This is a genomic window from Komagataeibacter sucrofermentans DSM 15973 (genome assembly GCF_040581405.1).
Taxonomy (GTDB): Bacteria; Pseudomonadota; Alphaproteobacteria; order Acetobacterales; family Acetobacteraceae; genus Komagataeibacter; species Komagataeibacter sucrofermentans.
This window is the reverse complement of the sequence record NZ_CP137157.1, coordinates 1,384,793-1,404,909: the sequence shown is the minus strand read 5'-3', so window position 1 is coordinate 1,404,909 and position 20,117 is coordinate 1,384,793. Positions and strand designations below refer to the sequence as shown.

The window sequence follows — 20,117 nt, the reverse complement described above, 5'->3', positions numbered from 1 at the left end:
GCGATATATACGATATTGTTTATCGCCTGTAATATAATGACACTTTTTGATTTGTATATGGCTGACAGTTTGCGTCTTATCGTTTTTCAATAAGGAGAGAGTATGACCTGGTTCCCTGCAGAGCAACGTTATGATGGAATGGAATTTCGTCGCTGTGGTCATTCTGGCCTCTGGTTGCCACCAGTTTCGCTTGGGTTATGGCATAATTTTGGCGGAACGGACGTGTTTGAAACAGGCCGTGCGGTCATCCGGCGTGCATTTGACCGAGGCGTAACGCATTTCGATCTGGCAAATAACTATGGGCCACCGCATGGGTCGGCAGAAGAAAACTTTGGCACGATCCTGAAAAAAGATTTTGCCTATCACCGGGATGAACTCATTATTTCGTCCAAGGCAGGGTGGAATATGTGGTCCGGTCCATATGGTTCTGGTGGGTCGCGCAAACATATCCTGGCATCAGCAGAACAGAGTTTACGCCGTATGGGCGTGGATTATGTCGATATTTTCTATTCTCACCGTCCCACGCCAGATGTGCCACTGGAGGAGACTGTCAGTGCTCTCGCGCAACTGGTCCGGCAGGGCAAAGCCCTCTATATCGGCATTTCCTCCTACAGTCCGGATCGCACACGCCAGACAGCTGAATTGTTGAAAGCTGAAGGTGTGCCGCTGCTGATCCATCAGCCTTCATATTCCCTGCTCAATCGCTGGATAGAAGTCTCACTTCTTGAAACACTTGAAGAACTGGGCGTGGGCTGTATAGCCTTCTCGCCCCTTGCGCAGGGTCTGCTTACCAGCAAATATCTTGATGGCATGCCTGCGGCGTCTCGTGCAGCGGCAGGCACTTCTTTTGCCAACACAATGCTGAATGACGAGAATCTCCGTCACGTTCGGGCATTAAACGATATTGCGGCGGCGCGTGGGCAGACACTTGCGCAGATGGCCATTGCATGGGTGTTACGTATTCCCGGCATTACTTCGGCATTGATCGGCGCCCGTAATGTTCAACAGTTGGATAATTCGCTTGATGCATTGAAAAATACCAGCTTTACGCCTGATGAGCTGAACAAAATTGATCATCATGCTCGCGATGGAAATGTAGATCTGTGGCGAAAGGTGAGTGTTCTTTAACCCGCATTTCTTAGAGCCTGAATCAGAAAACGGTTTGATTGATTTTCCGCAGAACTCTGCGGATATGGGCGATCATCAACCACGCGCAGGATGACGAGAGTGTTGCCTCGACATCCTTCGTAAGGCGACGGCAGCGTCCGAGCCATGCAAAGCTGCGCTCCACGATCCAGCGTTTGGGCAGGACGACGAAGCCTTCGGTCCGGTCACTACGCTTGACGATTTCGATCGTCCATCGGCCGAGTTCAGCCAGCGCATTACGCAACTTCTCGCCAGCATACCCGCCGTCACGATCCTGAATGTTGGCGGGATGCACGACAGCTGCCACGACATGACCCTGCGTGTCGGTCGTGATATGCCGCTTGCGGCCCCTGATCTTCTTGCCCGCGTCATAACCGCGTGGACCGCCGTTTTCAGCAGTTTTAACCGACTGCTGTCAATAATGCCTACCGAAGGTGTGGCGTCTCGCCCGTCCTGCTCACGCGACAGGATCACGAGAATATGGTTCAGCGCTTCCCATCGTCCCTCGCGGATCCAACGGTAGAAATAGCCCTGCACGGTCGTGAAAGCGGGAAAGTTACGAGGCAATTGTCGCCACTGGCAACCGGTCGTGACGATATAGAGGATCGCCTCCATGACCCGGCGCAAATCCGTACGTCGTGGTCTCCCCAGTCGTTTCCTCTCGGGCATCAGAGGCGCAATCAGCGCCCACTCCGCATCGCGAAGGTCGCTTGCATATTCCAGGTCGTCCCGGCGATACTGCGCGCGGGTGATTTCAGTCCAGGCCATCTTGATCTCATTAGGTTCTCGCAAACCCATGAATCATAACCCGCTGAAATCACTCAACTCATTTTCGGTCAGACACTTAGCAGCCTGTCGGGTTGGGCATTTTGCGGCTGATACCGCTGAGGCTGACCCGGCTTATGCTGCGTGAAGCCGAGCCATTCTTTTGCAGTTGTATGCGAGAGCGACGAGTGTCCATTCGGTCGTAACTTTTGCAAGGCTGCGCAGACTGAATCTTCTGAACCCCATGATGCTTTTGATAATTCCAAAGACCGGTTCAACGGTCTGTTTTCGTAGTCTGTAAACATCTCCGGCTTCTGTAGTTTCCAGCCTGTCCTTCATGGCAAGCCGCCAGGGTTCGGTTATCCGGCGTGGCTCCCTTTCTGCGGGCCGGGGTCGGAAGTCGTAAGGTCTACGGGCACAGGGCCGTCCAATGGCGACCAGCGGATCAATGCCCTTTTCCCGCAGTTTCCGGACCGCCTGCCCGCTGGCGTAACCGGTGTCAGCAAGCACCTTCTCCGGGAGACCGATTGTGTCTTCCATCGACAGCACCGTGTCGGCAAAGGATGGCGCGTCCGCTGACGTGGCGACAACGCCGGTTGTCACGATCAGCTGGCTGCCTTCAGCGCAGACCACAGCCTGGGCATTTGTAAGCCTGCCGGAACTCATGGGCGTCCGAACGCCGCATGAGGCGGCTGTCGGGATCAGTCAGGCTGATCTGCCGGTCGGGTGGCGGTTCCTCATCAGGCGGTTTCGGCGCCCGGCCGCGACGCCCTGTTTTTGCGTCATAGACGGCTTTCTTTTTCTCGTATGCCGGTCGCGCCGCCTCGGCCTGAGCCTTCGCGTCGGCTTCCAGCCGGGCGCAGGCTTCATCCAGCTTCGCTTTCAGCGTTTCCCGGCGGGCAAGTTCTTCCGGCAATGCCTGCGGATCACTGTCTGTGGCGTCCGCGTGCTCCGCCTGTTCCATCAGTTTCGCGATATCCACCCCCAACTGTTCACGCAGGGCCCTGATCCGGTCGTAGCGCAGGGAGCGGTATTTCGAGGCGTCGGCATCAATCTTCGTGCCGTCGATCGACACCACACCCAGACGCAGCAGGCCCGTCTCGCGCGCCAGAAGCAGGACCTGCGCAAATGCAGCTTCAATGGCCGTCCGGTTCGTTCGGCGAAAGGCGGCAATCGTGTCGTGATCCGGATGCAGGTTCGCCGCCACGAAGCGCACCCCGATGTCACGATATGTCGCCCGCTCGATCCGCCGTGAGGAAAAAATTCCGTTCGCGTAACTGAAAATCAGAAGGGCCAGCATCAGCCGCGGATGATACTGTGCCTTGCCTCCCGTGCGTACTGGCACACAAAACGCATTCATCGGAACCCGCTCAACAGCGGTAACAATGAAATGCGCCATATCGTCAGCCGGAAGCCACGACTTCAAATCAGGCGGCAGAAGATACGGCTGAGACCGGTCAAACGGGATAAAGCTGCTCATCTCATAACCTTACAACCTCACCCCTTCACAGGTTACCCCAACCCGACAGGCTGTTAGAGCCTGTTTGAAAAATCGGTCTGATGTGATTAGGGCCTGTTAGACCTTGAATGACAGAACGGACTGCATAGCTGTTTATGATGAGCATGATGCAGTCTGTTTTTTCCGATACCGCATGTTCCGTCTGGGGGCCTTTGATCGAGGACGTCCGCCCGAAGGGCAAGACCCCGCCGAAGAATCTTCGACGGACGATATCCGCGATTTTCTGGCGCCATCAAAACGGCGCGAAGTAGCGCGCCCTGCCATCTGAGTTTGGTCCCTGGTGGATTGCCGCACAGTTGTTCATTCGCTGGTCGAAGCTTGGGTGTGGGAGCGCCTCTTTGAAAAGGTCAAAGACAGGGATCAGGCCCTCGGCATGGTCTTTCTCGATGGCACGACGATCCGTGCCCATCACAAGGCAGCCGGAGCGGCTAAAAAAGGGGGCACAGAGAACGCCGAAAGGATCGTGAGGCTCGTGGCCGCTCACGTGGAGGATTTGGCAGCAAGGTCTGTGTAGCTGCGGACAGTCATGGCAGGGCACTGTCCTTCACGCTGTCACCCGGACAGGCGCACGAACTGCCGTGTGCCTACGCCCTGCTTGACGCTCTGCCACACCCACCAATCTATGTCGTTTGCGATCGTGGGTATGCTTCAAATAAATTCCGTGAAGATCTTTGGAACCGTGGATCTCGTCCTGTCATCCCGCCAAGGAGGAATGATCCAGAAGTCGCCTGTCCCAAATGGGCTTACAGACACCGGCACCTGGTCGGAAACCTGTGGGCAAGGCTCAAGGAGTGGCGGGCTGTCGCGACCCGATACGAAAAGAAAGCCGCGTCCTTTCTCTCTGTCATCCTCATCGCGGCTACAGCAGACTATATCAAGGCCTAACAGGCCCTAAAGCTCAGAATGTGGACGCCCGAGCACAGGGGCCGGGTGGCCAGGATCAGATGAAAGACAAGACGTTATCCGTCTGACATGACGGACGAGGAATGGGAGCGGAACGCGCCTTTGATGCCACGCCCCGGACGTCGGGGAAAGCCGCACGAAATTGAGTTCTGCGAGGTTATCAACGCGGTGCGCTATCTGGTGGGTTCGGGCTGTGGCTGGCGGATGCTGCCGATCCACTTCGGGCACTGCCGGACTGTTGACGGCTGGTTCGGTGAAGTGGCCCGACGCGTCCTGTTCCAGACCATCCATGACGTGGAACTGATGATGGATCGGGCTCAGGCAGGCCGCGACGCCAGCCTTATGGCAGCAGTGACCGACAGCCGGAGCATCAAGGCGTCTCACGCGCAAACAAGAGGCGACGACGCCGGTATGAAGATCGTCAGCCGCAGGCGCCACATTGCCGTCGATACGGATGGATGCCTGTTGATGATCAATCTTACCTCTGCCGACATCTCGAAAAGTGCAGGTGCGCAGATGATCCTTGCTGCCATCCGCAAACGCCGCCTTGGGTGAAGCACCTGTTCGCCGATGGCGCCTACGATCGGCTCAGGCTCATGGACCAGGCGGTGTATTTCGACTTCGTCCTTGAACTCATCCGCGGCCGCGAGGGCGCGAAAAGTTTTGAGGTACTGCCGCGCCGATGGGTCGTGAAGCGAACCTTCGGCTGGATGATCAGATGGCGGCGCCTGGTTCGGGATTACGAACGTCGCATCGATGTGTCAAAGGGCACGATTCTCGTCGCCATGGGAGCCAATTTTATGCGCAGAAACGCACATCCGTGATTTTCCAAACAGGCTCTTATGCAATGACATGGCTCCGACTGAGCGGGCACTGCCATCTGATGATGGCGGGAACGGATCTGTTGTCGTGTGACGGCAATCAGAATCCAGGGCATACTCTCGCGACGGTCGCTTTATGGCGAGTTGCACTCGTGAGCATGCATGAGCGAATCCGAATTCGTACTGCCATGGGTTGGCCGACGTGATGATGAGGCGGACGCGCCGGGCACAGTGCATGACATGGGGTGCAATCTCCAACCGCCAGAGATTGCTCCGTGCCACAAGTCTACCTTATGACCCAGCGCGATTCCTGCCACTCGCTGGCGCATGAGGTGCGTCGTCAGGTAAACCCAATGAGAGCTGCGGCGAGTTGAAAAGGATTGCGGAAAGTTGATCTGAGCATGTTGCGATGCTCTGTTCTGCTGCAATCTGGCGAAGAATCGTTCGATTCCGTTTCTCTTTTTATATGGCAGACAGCAGACTCTTCGTGTGTTGCAGCGGTTTTTCCTTGAAGGGATGGGTGATGTGATGAGAGGATCCGCGTCATCCAGCAAGGGTTCTCTTTCTGCAATGTTCGCTTTCTGACCAGGTGTCAGTAACAGGGCGATCGTCTTTCCTGGAGCATCGACGATCGTGCAGATTCCCAAGGCCCGTCCGTTAAGGGACCGTACGATGACCTGATCCGCAGCTTTTTCTACGAACTCCCGCGCTATGCTAATGTGCTTGGACGATTGTGCTGTCAATCATCCATATATTCATTGTCGTGATCAGCGGCCAGATGGCGGAAAATCTGTTTGGTCACGTCGCTTTCGCTCCAGCAGCTGAGGTTTTGTAAACATTCTGCCAGTCACCAGAGCGGGCAGGCAGATCACGCCGCGGAGCGCCTGCGCGATAGCGATACACAAACAGATGGTTATCTGATGCTGTTTCCCCGAAATGACCTTCATAACCGGGGAGGCACGCCGTTACTCACTCCCGCCGGAGGCAGTCAGTCCAACACGGCCAGGTCAAATGCGTGGCTGATATCAATACCATTTTTTAGCAGCCCATATGAGCGTAGGTTATCGTATAACTCTTTGGTTCCTTTTATGACATTTTCATCAATAACGATCGAACGGCGATCACTTTCTTCGATGGCAAGTGCAGCGATGTTGTGCGGGAGGTGAGATATCCTCGCATAGGTTTCACAATAGGCATCCTTATGCGTGCGTGCCCATTCCAGTGCCCGGCCCACGCGTTTTTCAAGGTCGATGATGGCGGCCCGCTTGAGAGGATTTTCCAGTACGGCCTGATGCGCAAGTGCAAACACATAAAATGATAGAATTCCCTTTGCATCACGCAGAATGCGTGCGTCATCCATCCCCGTTGCAAGGGCCACATAGGGTTGCCAGGTAACCCACGCATCAACTTGGCCGGTTGCAAGAGCCATTCTGGCTACACTCTGCGGCACATTGACGACCTGCACATCAGTCCGGTCAACGCCGCTTTGAGCGAGCGCACCATATAGCAGGGGTTCGCCAAGCCCCGCCCGGCTCAGCGCAACGCGTTTTCCCCTTAGGTCCTGGACCGCATGTATTGCAGATTTGTTCCTTACCACAATGGCTGCGCTTCGACCGCCATCCACACTGCCGCCAATGGCGACGATGGGCGCACCCGCAGCATAGGCAAACAGAAAGGCGACATCCCCCGCATGACAGAAATCAATCACACCGGCGTTTTGTGCCTGCAGGAGCGGTTGCGCCTGGGAAAACTGTTTCCATTCGATGTGATATGGAAAAGTTGTTGCCTCCCCCGCGGCTTCCAGCAATGAACGGAGACTTTCATTCTGGTCCCCTACGGACAGAACCGTCCGGTCATCAGACCACGATGGATCGGAAAACGCGGTCATGCCTGTTGCCATCATGGTCATCAGGCACTTGCGACGTGAGAGGGGCAGGGAATTCCTTACCATGTATATCGCATCTTTCCATAGAAATAGGAGCCTTCAGCGCCATAAATAGATGCCGTGCTGTAATTCGGATTGATCTGATACAATGATGATGCTGATTGTGCCTTGCTGCTAAGAACATTGGGCCGTTTGTTGAATACATTGTTGCCCCCTACCGAGACAATCCATCTTTTCTTGAAGCGGTACGCAATATCAAAGTCCATGAGCCATGCTGGTTCAACCTTTTCATCATAGGTAGAACCCAGGTTGGACAGGATTGTCGTGGATGAATAACGCGATATACGTACCGTAGTAGAAAGGGGGCCAAAGTTCCACGTGCCCGTCATGCGCAGGGTGTTGCGCGGGTAGATAGTTGTCAGGTTACCAATCTCGTTACGGAAAAGAGGCTGCACCGCAGACCCAAGATTAAGCGCAAGCGGGTTGATCCGCTTTATCATATGTTGTTGCTGATTCATCATTATAGTCCAGTTGACCGTGCCCGCCCGTCCAAAACGGGACAGGTAATGGGCCTGCAGATCAAGGCCTTCGGTTTCGGTATGTGCCGCATTGCGCATGAACGTGTATTGATAATAATTTCCATCATCAGGCACGGCACCGCTCTGATGGAGTATATTCATGACCTGCGCACCGGTTACGCCATTGCCAGATACATTAAGGGGAACAATCTGATTGAAAATGTCAATTCGATAAACATCAACCGAAATATCAAGATTCTTGATCGGAGTTAAGACAAAGCCTGCTCCGAAGTTATGTGATGTCTCTGGCTTGAGATTTGATGCCCCCAGTGCCCTTGCCCCTACACTGTTGACTGAGGAATACTCGTTTGTCGTTGTAACGAGGGCGTTGTTCTGCTGTGACAGTGTTGTGTAAAATGTTGCCGCGCTCTGGAAATATTCCTGCTGTAAGGTTGGCGCATGAAACCCGTTACTTGCCGACCCGCGAAGGGCCAGCCATGGCGTAACCTGATAGCGCGCTGATACCTTGCCATTAAGCGTATTGCCAAAGTCACTATAGGTTTCATTCCGTCCAGACAACTGTACGGACAGTTTTTTGGTCAGGCGCTGGTCAAGTTCAAGATAAAAAGCTCCGTTCATACGTGAATAGGTGCCTGCGGCAGAAGGATAATAGGCCCCGAGCCCGGCAGCACTGGGAAGTGCCTTGGTACCATTGGGAAAAACGTAACCGCCATCTTCCCAGGCAGCCGTTTCGCCTGCAACGATCTGATATTCGTTATAGCGATATTCCACGCCGGCCGCGACTGACAGTGGATATTTTAAAATACCTGTATCGAATTTTCTATGTATATCGTAATCAACTGTAAGTTCAGAATTAATCAATGTGCCAAGATTGAAATTATGAGGACTTTCAGGCCCCATGGATACATTGATCGAATTACTCAGCCCGGGCGTTGTCTGATCGCGTCCATAATTTACACTGAGATCCCAGCCCCACCCGAAAAAGTTTCGCCCCCGCAAACCAGCCGTGACCTGAAAATCCTGATCTTTCGTTGATATGATGGGTAGGTAGCCCTCAGGATATACGCTGGCGATGTTCTGTGATGAATTGGCAGGGCGGTACCAGCCTGGCTCATATGCCGTGCGGTGCGCATATGTGGCAAATGAATAGAATTCGGCCCATTTCCCCAATGGCACCGCCATATCATAGGATACGGCCTGCTTTTCCGTTTCGGGAACACCATAAAGCTGTCTGTATCGGTTGCCATATTCGCGTGGGTCAAGCTGCCCATTTGCCTGCAGGGGGTAAAGCTGCGTGGTGACACCTCCCTTCCGAAGGGGGGCATAACCTGCGGTATTGGTCCATTGGTTTCCGGTAATGTCTGCACTGATATTTATATATCCGCCATCATGACCGATTTTGAATCCATCGTTAAAAAACAGATTGCCACCACGACCATAATCACCCAGTGTACCAACGGTTGAGCCATATTGATTATAGCTCAGTTCTGCTGATCCACCATGGTCGGATTTTTTCAGGATAATGTTGATAACGCCTGCAATTGCATCGGACCCATACTGTGCGGCGGCACCATCTTTAAGGATCTCTATATGGTCAATGGCACTCATGGGAATAAGGTCCAAATCCACGGGAGACTGAGCCTCCATGGCACCACCGTAAAAAATAGACGACATGGTATGACGGCGTTTGCCATTAACCAGTACCAGCGTTTCGTTTGCTGGCAAACCACGTAAGGACGCTGTTTTAGTTGTAAAACCCAACTGTCCCGGATAACCAGGCGTATTATTAATGGATGGATCAAGCGTAGCCAGGGCATTGCGCAGGTTAGGCTGACCTGTCCGGGTAAGATCCGCGTGCGACAGAACTACAATAGGCGACATGCTGTGAGATGCTCGTACATTACTGCGCGTACCAGTTACAATGACCTGTTCGGCCTGAGGAGGGCGCGCGGCGCTGTATGGATGGACAAGAGCGCCTTCTGTATTAACGGATTTATGTGCACGGGGCCGCGCTGGTTTCACCGAGGTCGATGAAACCGATTGGGCGTGGGATTTTTCGTATGCGATATTTATCAGGAACAGGAATGATAAATATTTATACATATTGCGATCGGAAATTATTTTCATAATAACACCATCATTTTTTCTGATGCTATTTTTTCTATATTTCGTATAAATGTCTATAATAGTTTTTAGAAATATATCAAATCATCTGTTTTCATATTTTCAATAGTTTTGATTTTATCATGTAATTTTTGAGTAAAACAAATATTGTTATTACGTAATATGGATCTTTTTAGCTTCTGATATATTCCTGCACCCGGCTAGAGCCATGGTCGTTTTGAATTCCTGTATCAGGATGGAAATGGCAGCACGCGCGCCTTCTTCTCCCTTTGCGGCAAGACCCCATAATGGTGCGCGACCAGCAAGTACTCCCGATGCTCCCAGCGCAACGGCCTTAAAGATATCGCTTCCCCGCATGATTCCGCCATCAACAAGAAGGGTCATGTCCTTTCCGACATGTTGTAATATCTGTGCCAAAACAGATAAAGCAGAGGGGGATGAATCCAGGTTTCTCCCACCATGATTTGATAGTACAAGGCCATCTACCCCAATGGATTTAGCCAAAAGGGCATCCTCCACGTCTAGAATACCTTTAAGGAGGATTTTGCCTCGCCATTTGTCCCGCAATGTCTTGATGTCTTCCCATGTTAGGTCATTTGCAAGGCCGATAGAGCCGTCATTAGGGGCATGCAATATATTGGGTTGAGCGTTCGTAGGGTAATGTACCAGTGAGGGGAGGCCGGTTTCCCACAGATGTGGCAGGATGGTTGAGACAAGCCATGACGGATGCCGGGCCAGATCCAGAATGGAACGACATGAAAAGCGAAATGGCATGCCAAAACCATTGCGCCCGTTATATTCCCGGTTCGCCCGCACGGGTCCATCAACGGTTATGATGAGTTTATCGATACCGGCAGTTTCCACACGTTTAATCAGATTGTAAGTCTTTTCGCGGTTCTTCCAGAAATAAAGCTGGAACCATGGCGGGACGGTTGTACCCTGAGCTATCATTTCCAATGGGGTAATGGACATCATTGCAACGCAGGTAGGCACGCCAAGATGCCCTGCCGCACGGGCAATAAGCTGTTCTCCATTGTTCCACACAAGACCAGAGAATGCCGTAGGCGCAACAATAAGAGGCGTTTGATATGTGCATCCGAGTATGCAGGTTGCAGTATCGACTGAATGTACATCTCTTAGAAAACGTGGTATAATTTCTATACAGTCAAAATCTTCCCTATTTCTATTTAGAGCAATTTCATTCTCGGAGCCTCGGTCAATATATTCAAAAATACCTTTTGGGATACGCTTTTTTGCCAGTTTCCTGTAATCAGAGATATTATATGCATATCGTGTCATTTGACCACTGTCCTACTTTTTAGGTTACGATATTTCGGGTATGAGCGAAGAATAGATTCGTATTGTAATTTTAGTTATTAATATTTAAATATTTTTATATTCTGAAATCAGCACGAATATAGTAAAAGCCACCTTCTTCCGATAATTGCTGACTGCCAGTATCATATTTGTTGTTATTGTAGTCAGATGTGTTGACCGGCACGCGGCTGGGATACGTATTCCCGATATTATTGCCTCCGAGTGCTAGATGCAGTTGCGGAAGAACCTGGTAACCAATTTCGAGATTTGTTACGAAACGCGGTTTATTAACCTGTTCATAAAAGACACTGTTTGACCATGCATTAGGGCCCGAGACATAGGTCAGGTTGGATGTACTATGACCATAGCGGATCTCATGCACGGACACATTCCATTTTCCCTTGCGCCATGTACCACCAAAAATCAGTTTATTGGCTGGGTTTTCCGTTGATATGTAATTGATCTGCTGGGCATTCAGAACAGGATTGCCATTGCCATCTTTCTGTATGTCACTAACATTTGTATGATTGAAATTGACTGCGGCGTCCCAGGTAAAATGACCAATACGCCCAAAATCGGTATCATAGCTCGCGGTAATGTCCAGTCCGGTCGTGCGTGTGTTGGCACCATTTGTAAAGAACTGGGCGCTGACGGAATTGGGATCGGCCCCGAAACCACTCACGTCAATACCATTGAACTTGTAAGCATTTATGGCCATTTGACCGTTATAGACGCCTCCATCAACCACACGGTGTTTTATTTTTATGGTATAGGCATCAACATTAACATGAAGTCGCGGCAATGGATTGAGGATCATGCCGACACTGAAGTTGGTGGATGTTTCGGGATGCAGGCCCGTTGAGCCGAGATAACGCGCTGCGGCAGAATTTGGAGAAATCTGTCCATTGGCATAATTGGGGCTTACTGTGAGGTTGGCAAAGTTTTCCTCGGCCAGGGTCGGTGCGCGGAACCCTGTGCTTGCGGTGCCACGGAACCCGATATATCTGTTTACATCATATCGTGTTGAAATCTTTCCGGTGTGTGCATTACCCACGTCAGAATAATGTTCAAACCGGCCAGCAAGATCAAATTGCCATCCGCGCAGGAATTGGGTGGAAAAATCGACATAGGCAGCAGCAACATGTCGGGCTGCATCTACACGGGATGTCGGCGTAATGCCCTGGTAGCCCTGGGCTCCAGAGCCAATATATGACCATGGCTCCCCTGTATGCATGGCATATGTTTCATGTCGATATTCCGCACCAAAGGCTATATTAAGTGGTTTATAGAGGGGGGCTATATCTACAGGTCTCCTAACATCGAGATTATTCGTCCATTGTTGATTGCTGTAAGTGCCTAAATAGAAACGTTTTTTTGTATAGCCGGTCTCGGCATATTCGGTGGCGTTTGCGGAATTGTAGTCGCTCAGATTATCATGGTCGCTCCCAATGGTTGAGCTGATATCCCAGTCAAAGCTGGCAAACCGCTTGCCCTTTACACCTGCGGTAACGCCGTAATCATTTTCAGGTAGCGTCTCGACCGGTTCAAACCCGGTGGGATAGACAGCAGATAATCCGTCAGCCGCTGTTGTGCTGGGCGCGCGAAGATAGGCCCATCGTTCAGCATCACGATGGGTAAAGGTGCCAAAGGCATAAACTTCAATCTTATTCGTGATGTGGTAGCTAAAATTGCCCTCAATAGCCTCCCGTGTGACCTGCGGCTGACCCGTTGCAAGGTCGTTATCGCGGCCGGTGCGTGGGTCAATGCCGGTGCGTTGCGTTCGGTCCTGATGCTTGTATTCCGCACTCAGATTAAAAAAACCACGATTTCCGAGGTTGAATCCAGCATTGATATTTTCTCCTGTAGTAAAGCCATCTCCCGCATAATAACCACCATTGGTGGATTGTAGATTAACACCTTTATTATTCGATTTGAGAATAATGTTGATAACACCGGCAATCGCATCGGATCCATATTGCGCGGCTGCGCCATCCTGAAGAATTTCAATATGATCGATTGATGATATGGGCAGCATATCAAGATCGACCGGTGTTGTGCCCTGTTGGGAACCACCGTCAAAATTGAGAGCTGCTGTTGTGTGGCGTCTTTTACCGTTTACAAGCACGAGTGTCTGGTCGGCATTCAGGCCGCGCAGGCTGAGGGAATCAACGATGGAGCCCTGATCGGAGCCATTAACTTCACGACTGATGGACGGTGAAAGTTGTACAAGGGCTTCGCGAATATCTGTCATGCCAGTGGAACGCAGTTTATCTCCATTGATCACGGTAATGGGGCTTGAACTTTTGCGAGCCGTCTGTGACGGGTCGCGCGTACCAGTTACGATGATCTGCTCGGAACTGTCCTGTTCTTTGTTGTCGTGATGAAGACTGCGTACGTGGTGCCGGAAAGGTGTGAGGCTCTCTGTATTTTTTATGTTATCTGCCTGCCAGGAAGGACGGTCGGCTGCATAAGCGGTAGTGGAAAGCAGAACGCCCACGAAGGATAGATATGTAGAAATATATCTCATGTACAACGTATCATTTCCTCTGGTTTTCATGCGTTGCATATGCCCGAATGAGGGAATAAAATAATAAATAATTTTAAATCATGATGTTATATTTTGTAATGTTATATTATAAATGGAAATATTATCATGTTTTCTTTAAATATAATGAGTAATTTCATGGAATGTTATATGTTGGTATTCAAGCTTCCATCCATTCGCTGCAACGCGCGGCAAACCAGGTTCCAGCAACGTAATTTGGCAGATGCCGGCATGAATTGGCGATCGGGCTTATCGCTAATACCGGCCTGGTGAAGAGGGATTATCCTTTGCGGTGCGCCCCAAAAGTCCTTGAAAACAGCATTGCTATTATTTTTTTCAAGAAAAACGACCTGTAAAACAGTCCATTATTAGAAAATAAAGCCAGTATCCATAATAGCACGTGCATCCAGTCGATGAGAAAGCATGCGGGTATCATACATGAAGTCACATACGTCCTGCTGCTTCTGTATGACGTGCGGATTCAGGGTAACAACATCACCCAGCATGGTCGGCACGACACGTCGGGCAACGGCCAGGGGCAACCCGACGTCAGTAGCCCAGGCGGCGGCATATTCGTCCGGGTTGGCACGACCCCATTCATGGGCCGCTTTCAACTGGCGTACATAAGCAGCCAGGGCATCCTTTTTTGCATGCAGGGCATCGACCGTTGCGACAACATAGCTCAGGCCACTCATCAGTTGCCCGCCGTTCACGATTTCCCGTGCACCATCGGTGATGATGGCCGCAGAAACATACGGCCCCCAGGTTGCCCATGCGTCAACGGCTCCTGTCTGCAACGCCGCCCGTGCAGAAACGGGCGGCAGGAAGACAAAGTGTACGTCATCATCATGCATTCCAGCGGCACGGAGTGCGGCCAGGGTCAGGTAATGCCCGGTCTGGGCACGAAGGGTGGCGATGGACCTGCCTTTCAAGTCGCCAACCGTATGGATCGGACTATCACGCCGCGTGATGATGGCGGTTGTCGTCCCATCGCTCTGAATGCCAGCTATGGCGCGAATCGTACTGGTTCCGTCCTGGGCAAACGCAAGCGGGGCGTCCCCGATGGCGCCAGTGTCCACCGCGTTGGCCGCAAGTGCCTGGATCAACATCGGTGCGCCAGCAAACAGGCTCCATGTTATCATGGCATTATCAATATGCCCGGATGTTGCCGCGCTCAATAAGGCATGCGTTCCGCCTTTCTGGTCTCCTATAAGCAGGCTGTCCTGCGCAGAGGCGGTGCGTACGGAAGCCAGCAGCCCCATGCCTGCCAGGCCTTTCACCATGGTCCGGCGTGATGGATGCGACAGCAGCCGGGTTTTGAGAAATTCGGACATTGATGTTCCTTATCAACAGTCGGGCCACCGCTGAGATATTCAAGGCACGGGGAATATCAAAAAAGGATGCCGGGCCGTTTGCGGCTTTTTTGCTTACCAGTCCGCACTGTGTCCAAGCTGGACCAGAATATCGCGGCGCAATGCAAGCAGGTGCGGATCATCGCGATGACGGTGATAAGGCAGGTCGATACTGATATCCGATATCACGCTGGCCGGGCGGGCACCAAAGGTCACGACGCGCGTGGCCAGCAATAATGCTTCTTCCACGTCATGCGTGACCATGATGACGGTGAAGCCCCGGTCCTGCCACAGGCGAAGCAGTTCGGTCTGCATGGTCAGCCGTGTCAGGCTATCCAGCTTGCCTAGCGGTTCATCAAGAATGAGCAGGCGTGGATTATTGACCAGTGCCCGCGCAAGTGCAGCCCGCTGCGCCATGCCACCAGAAAGCTGGTGCGGCCAGGCACGTTCAAACCCCTGCAGCCCGACCATGGCAATGGCGGCATCCACCGCGGCATTGTCCACCCTGCCAGAAATATCCTGACTGAGCGCAACATTGGCCCGCACGCTGCGCCATGGGTACAGGGTCGGGTCCTGAAACATGACAATCCGGTCCGGGCCAGGACCGATGACAGGAACACCATCGGCCAGTATGCGGCCATCATGCGGTATTTCAAGGCCTGCGACCAGCCGCAGCAGGGTGGATTTGCCGCAGCCCGAAGGGCCGAGCAGGGCAACGAACTCACCCGGCGCAATGTTCAGGTTCACATTGTCCAGAACCGGCGTAAAACGCCCCCCGATATCATAGCCGTGACTTACATTATGAAGCTGGATACCCAGCGGGGGCATGGTGGCGTTTACCATTTCAGTCCATCCTTCTGCCAGCCAAGAATACGGTCACGTATACGAAACAAAATGGTAATCAGGCCGGTGCACATAAGCGACATGACCACAAGGGCGGCATACATGTTGGGGTAGGCCGCCCACCCCTGTGCCCATTGCATGTAAAAGCCAAGTCCTGATTTGACGCCCAGCATTTCAGCCACGACCAGCATGGCAAAAGACATGCCCAGCCCCATGAACAGGCCCACGAATATCTGCGGGGCCGCCGCAGGCAGTGCGACGCGAAAAACCAGAAAGCGGTCACGTGCCCCCATGGTGCGGGCCACGTCATAATAGGCAGGGTCCACCGCCGAGATGCCTGACCATGTCAGCACAATGACCGGAAAGGCCGAGGCCAGCGCCATCAGCGCCTCGCTTGCCGCCCAGCTTGAGGGAATGATCACGAAAGCCAGAGGCAGCAGGGCAACAGGCGGGAGCGGGCCAACCAGCCTTATGATGGGCTGCACCCAGTATCGGAACCGTGCCGAACGACCCAGTCCGACCCCGATGGCAATCCCCAGCACAGACCCCGCGATGTAACCAACCGCGAGCAGGCCCAGTGAATGGAGCAGGCTATCCCCCAGTTTGCGCCAGTCCGTCATGAACACATCCAGCAGATCCTGTGGCGTGCCAAAAAAGGGGCGGGGCAGCAGCAGCAGTTTGGCCTGAACGCCTTCCCATGCCGCAAAGCCGAGGCCGAGGGCAATCATCCAGGGCGCTTTTGCCGAAAAACGCCGTAGCAGCGCCGCTGGCAAAAGAACGGCACCCATGATTGCGAATGCAATGGCAAGCGTGTCAGTGGCCGGAAAATCATCAGCATCCGGCCAGAACCATGTCACAAAAGCAGCGAGGAACCACGCGGGTCCCGCCAGCCAGGGCAGAAGGCCAGGCAGCCACGCCTTGCGCGCAGAGATGGCGGTTTCCGGCACGGTTGCAATATCATGCATGGAGAAGGACGTTGTCTGGGTCATGCGCTGAACAGGTCCTGTGTGACACGGTTGGCGTAACGTGCGCTATCAAGGGAAGGGCGGAAGACGCCGATATCCTTTAACGCATTGGCATACTGGACAATTTCGTCATGGAATTTCGGCCCCACGCTCTGGTGATGATGGCCTTCAATCCTGATCATCTGCGCCAGGTCCTCGGCGCTGACCTTTGGGGCATAGGGCTTGAAGATGCGCCCGGCTTCATCGGGGTTGCACGCCAGCCACGCACCCGCATCCAGTATGGCGCGGGTTACGGCCACGGCCACCTGCGGATCATTACGGATCAGGCTGCCCCGCAGGCCGATCACGCAGCATGCCGCATGGGCCCAGGCGTCTTTCATGTTGTTGTCGATCTCGACAAGCCCGAACTGCCGTTTCTGCACATAGGTAAACGGATCGGAATCCGTGATGACCTGCACATCCCCACGCTGGAGCGCTAACGGCAACAGGTCGGCGGGATACTGCCGCCACTGCACCTCGGTTTCCGGGTCCACGCCAGCCTGTTTGAGGCGGATGCCAAAGAAATTGCGGTCAGGCCCGCCGATATCCGTAACCCCCACGGTCTTGCCGCGCAGATCGGTCAGTTGCCGGATGGCGCTGCCCGGGGGCACAAGCATGTACATGCAGCCCGCATGCAGGCCACCCACCAGCTTGACATCAAAACCCTGCTGCAATGGCTTGAGCCAGCGCAGCGCCATGCCGGGGGCTGCATCCGCCTTTCCGGTTGACAGGGCCTCGAGCAGCTGGTCGGTCGCCCCACCAAAATTGACATAGTCAACATCAAGATTGTACCGGGCGAAAAAACCCTTCTCCCTGGCAACCGGTATGGCCGCGACACACAATGCCGTTTCATTCCACGCAATGGTCAGTTTGCGTGGTGCTCCAGGCAGCGGCGCGATGTCCCTGTTCCCTTCTGCGCCCACACAGGCCCCATGAGCGTCCATGCCGGGCATTTCATCTGCCGCACGGGCTGACTGCCGGCGGCCAGACACGAATGCTGAAACTGTCAGCCCGGTGAGGGAAGTCAGGGCCGTCCGTCGGGAAATTGGGGAGAATGTGGACATCGGAGAACCTTGTTCTGGGCCGGTTTCAGGCCGGAAGCAGCGGCAGGGTATGGAACTGACGGTTGAACCAGGTCAGCCCGGTCTCGCCGGTGGGATGAACGTGAATGGCCTCTACCGTGCAGAACAGAACGTCATGCGTGCTGGAGGCATGGATGAGGGCAATGGTACAATCGAGCGTGACCAGGGCATCTGCCAGCAAAGGCGCGCCGGTTACATCGGTACGCCACTCCGCCGCCGCGAATTTTTCATCCGGCGTGCGACGGCTGCTGGCAAATATGCCCGCAAGGTCTTCATGCCCCCGCGAAAGAAGGCTGATCCCGACCACACCGTTCTGAATGAACGCCGTATGGGAGCGGTTGTCGCGGTTAAGGCAGACCAGCACTGTGGGCGGTGAATCACTGACGCTGGTTATGGCGGAAACGGTCAATCCCTGCCGGCCAGCCGGGCCGCTGGTGGTTACGACGGTAACAGGCGCGCCCAGTCGGCTCATGGCGTTACGGAAGAGATCGCCCGTTACACCCGGCACCTCTTTTACGGGCATGATCGTATCAGACTGCATGAAGACTTTCCTTAATGGGCAACCCCAGAGCGGACAGGATCGCCGGTGTTTCCGTGCGGTCCATCCAGTCGGGTGAAATATCGGCAAACTGCACGATCCGGCCGGGCCCGATTACGATCACGGCGGGCTTGGGCAGCTCCCACGCATCGGTGCCGTTCAGGCCGTGGCTGGTGCCGCCTTTTGCCTGTGCGGCACTACGGGATGGCGCATCAAACACATAGGTGATCCCCAATGCCCGGGAGAGGGCGAGGTTGCTGTCGGTTGCAACGGGGAAAGGCAGGTCATGCCGACTGACAATTTCCTTGAGCAGGGCAGGGGGCTGCGGCGAAATCGCGACAAGCGGGATATGGGCCGCCCGCAGCGCGGGCCACAGCGTATCGCGATAGTGCGGCAGTGCAATATTGCAGGCGGGACACCCCGCAAAGCGGAAAAAGACCAGAACCGCTGGCCCCTGCGCACTCAGCTCATCCAGCGTGATCGTGTGACCATCCACGGTGGCCAGACTTGCCGGTGGCAAGGTGTCACCCACGACGACATGCGGCTGAAGCCCATGCCCGGCAACCAATGCTGCACGCTGGTTGGCGTTTACGGCCAGCGCTTCAGGCGCCCAACTGCGTTTGCGCTCGTTTTCCAGCTCAAGAAAACGGTTTCGTAGCGAGGCGCCGGTAGTGAAATGGTCGGCATTCATGTCTCGATTCCTGCGAAATCACGATCAGAAGTCGCTATTATGAATTAACACTCGCCCAACCGACAAAAGAGTTTCCCTCAACCTGCATGTGAGGATTATTCATCGGTTCCCCGCCGCATCGGCGAGCAGGTCGCCAAAATCATGGGCACTGTCCATCAGCCCATCACGCCGGACCAGAATGGTTTCGATATCAGGTACGGGGGGCAGGGAACTGGCGGTTATGACCGGCAGGCCTTCGGCGGCGGCGAACCGGCGCGTGCGGCAACTGATTCCGATCCCACCGCGCACGCCTGCGCGCAAGGCGGGCAGGTTGGGTGTCTCCATGACGATACGATAATCCCGCCGCGCTTCCGTCAGGGTGCGCAGGGCTGCATCACGAAAACGGCAGGGGGGCTCGAGCAGCACGAGGGGCAGTTCCTCGCGTTCGATATTGGCGGGATCGCCTAGCCAGACCATCTGGTCATGCCCCACGACATCCCATGATGCACCGGCCCGGTCGCCATGCTGGCCAAGGCAGAGCACCAGATCAAGGCGAGAACGGTCAAACATTTCAAGCAGTTCCATTGAGCCCCCCACGCGCACGATCAACCGCGCGCGCGGATGCTCCAGCCGGAAACGACCCAGAACGTCAGGCAGGATGGTATCCGCAAAATCCTGGACCATGCCGACCGTAATCGGCTCGGGGTCGGACTGCTGGCCCAGATTCTGCATGATCCGGTCATTCAGCGCCAGCAACTGGCGGGCATAGGTGACCAGTTCCTCGCCCGTTGCGGTCAGCAGCAGCCTGCGCCCGTCACGCCGGAACAACTTCTGCTGCAGCATGTCTTCAAGTCGCTTCATCTGCAGGCTCAGTGCGGATTGGGTCAGGAAGATTGTTTCCGTCGCCTGCGCCATGGAGCCCGCCTCCACAATGGCAACAAACGAACGCAGCAGTTCAGTCTGCACATTGCGCGCCATCCGCTGTGGCGCGCGGGGGGGAGGGGGATGTGACACGATGACTTATCTCCATAAGGCAGGAAAGAGCATCTCATATTAACGACATT

The 20,117-nt window shown here is 54.0% G+C and carries 13 protein-coding genes and 3 pseudogenes; 3 read left to right on the top strand and 13 right to left on the bottom strand.

Annotated elements, in window-relative coordinates:
- Nucleotides 1-102: 102 nt before the first annotated feature.
- Nucleotides 103-1,128, top strand: coding sequence for an L-glyceraldehyde 3-phosphate reductase (gene mgrA / locus R5N89_RS06885; protein WP_110569880.1), 1,026 nt, complete (start codon nt 103-105; stop codon nt 1,126-1,128).
- Nucleotides 1,129-1,150: 22 nt separating this feature from the next.
- Here mgrA and R5N89_RS06880 read toward each other — a convergent pair.
- Nucleotides 1,151-1,914, bottom strand: a protein-coding gene (locus R5N89_RS06880) for an IS5 family transposase (RefSeq protein WP_110569888.1) whose coding sequence is annotated in 2 segments (ribosomal slippage) — nt 1,151-1,560 and nt 1,560-1,914 — 765 coding nt in all. Because the reading frame shifts where the segments join, the coding sequence is not laid out codon by codon here.
- Between the two features lie 132 nt (nt 1,915-2,046).
- Nucleotides 2,047-3,391 (bottom strand): annotated as a pseudogene (locus R5N89_RS06875) (IS1182 family transposase).
- A gap of 146 nt (nt 3,392-3,537) precedes the next feature.
- Between R5N89_RS06875 and R5N89_RS06870 the strand changes: the two are divergent.
- A pseudogene (locus tag R5N89_RS06870) lies at nt 3,538-4,315 on the top strand (IS5 family transposase).
- Nucleotides 4,316-4,402: 87 nt separating this feature from the next.
- A pseudogene (locus R5N89_RS06865) lies at nt 4,403-5,157 on the top strand (IS5 family transposase).
- Between the two features lie 985 nt (nt 5,158-6,142).
- Here the strand turns inward: R5N89_RS06865 and R5N89_RS06860 are convergent.
- From R5N89_RS06860 to R5N89_RS06810, 11 genes are all read right to left on the bottom strand, one after another.
- Nucleotides 6,143-7,063 carry an aliphatic sulfonate ABC transporter substrate-binding protein gene (locus R5N89_RS06860; protein WP_354680954.1) on the bottom strand — a complete coding sequence of 307 codons (921 nt, stop codon included), beginning with the start codon at nt 7,061-7,063 and terminating at the stop codon, nt 6,143-6,145.
- A 35-nt stretch (nt 7,064-7,098) separates the two neighbouring features.
- The gene (locus tag R5N89_RS06855; RefSeq protein ID WP_244192289.1) at nt 7,099-9,705 is read right to left on the bottom strand and encodes a TonB-dependent siderophore receptor; all 2,607 of its coding nucleotides are present in this window, start codon (nt 9,703-9,705) and stop codon (nt 7,099-7,101) included.
- Between the two features lie 150 nt (nt 9,706-9,855).
- Entirely contained in the window at nt 9,856-11,001 is a 1,146-nt protein-coding gene (locus R5N89_RS06850) for an alpha-hydroxy acid oxidase (RefSeq protein ID WP_110570089.1), read from the bottom strand.
- Between the two features lie 94 nt (nt 11,002-11,095).
- On the bottom strand, nt 11,096-13,546 hold the full coding sequence (locus tag R5N89_RS06845) for a TonB-dependent siderophore receptor (RefSeq protein WP_110570090.1): 2,451 nt from the start codon (nt 13,544-13,546) through the stop codon (nt 11,096-11,098).
- A 386-nt stretch (nt 13,547-13,932) separates the two neighbouring features.
- On the bottom strand, nt 13,933-14,898 hold the full coding sequence (locus tag R5N89_RS06840; protein ID WP_244192290.1) for an aliphatic sulfonate ABC transporter substrate-binding protein: 966 nt from the start codon (nt 14,896-14,898) through the stop codon (nt 13,933-13,935).
- Nucleotides 14,899-14,991: 93 nt separating this feature from the next.
- Nucleotides 14,992-15,759: an ABC transporter ATP-binding protein gene (locus R5N89_RS06835; protein WP_110570091.1), complete on the bottom strand. Its 768-nt coding sequence runs from the start codon at nt 15,757-15,759 to the stop codon at nt 14,992-14,994.
- Nucleotides 15,753-16,748 (bottom strand): ABC transporter permease, encoded by a 996-nt coding sequence (locus R5N89_RS06830; RefSeq protein ID WP_110570092.1) that lies wholly within the window; start codon nt 16,746-16,748, stop codon nt 15,753-15,755. The genes R5N89_RS06835 and R5N89_RS06830 overlap by 7 nt, the downstream gene beginning before the upstream one ends.
- Nucleotides 16,745-17,707: an ABC transporter substrate-binding protein gene (locus tag R5N89_RS06825; protein ID WP_244192291.1), complete on the bottom strand. Its 963-nt coding sequence runs from the start codon at nt 17,705-17,707 to the stop codon at nt 16,745-16,747. The genes R5N89_RS06830 and R5N89_RS06825 overlap by 4 nt, the downstream gene beginning before the upstream one ends.
- A gap of 145 nt (nt 17,708-17,852) precedes the next feature.
- The gene (locus tag R5N89_RS06820; RefSeq protein WP_110570094.1) at nt 17,853-18,386 is read right to left on the bottom strand and encodes a flavin reductase; all 534 of its coding nucleotides are present in this window, start codon (nt 18,384-18,386) and stop codon (nt 17,853-17,855) included.
- Entirely contained in the window at nt 18,376-19,074 is a 699-nt protein-coding gene (locus tag R5N89_RS06815; RefSeq protein WP_110570095.1) for a peroxiredoxin-like family protein, read from the bottom strand. Before R5N89_RS06815 ends, R5N89_RS06820 begins: the two co-directional genes overlap by 11 nt.
- Nucleotides 19,075-19,173: 99 nt before the next feature.
- The gene (locus R5N89_RS06810; protein WP_244192292.1) at nt 19,174-20,067 is read right to left on the bottom strand and encodes a LysR substrate-binding domain-containing protein; all 894 of its coding nucleotides are present in this window, start codon (nt 20,065-20,067) and stop codon (nt 19,174-19,176) included.
- Nucleotides 20,068-20,117: the final 50 nt, after the last annotated feature.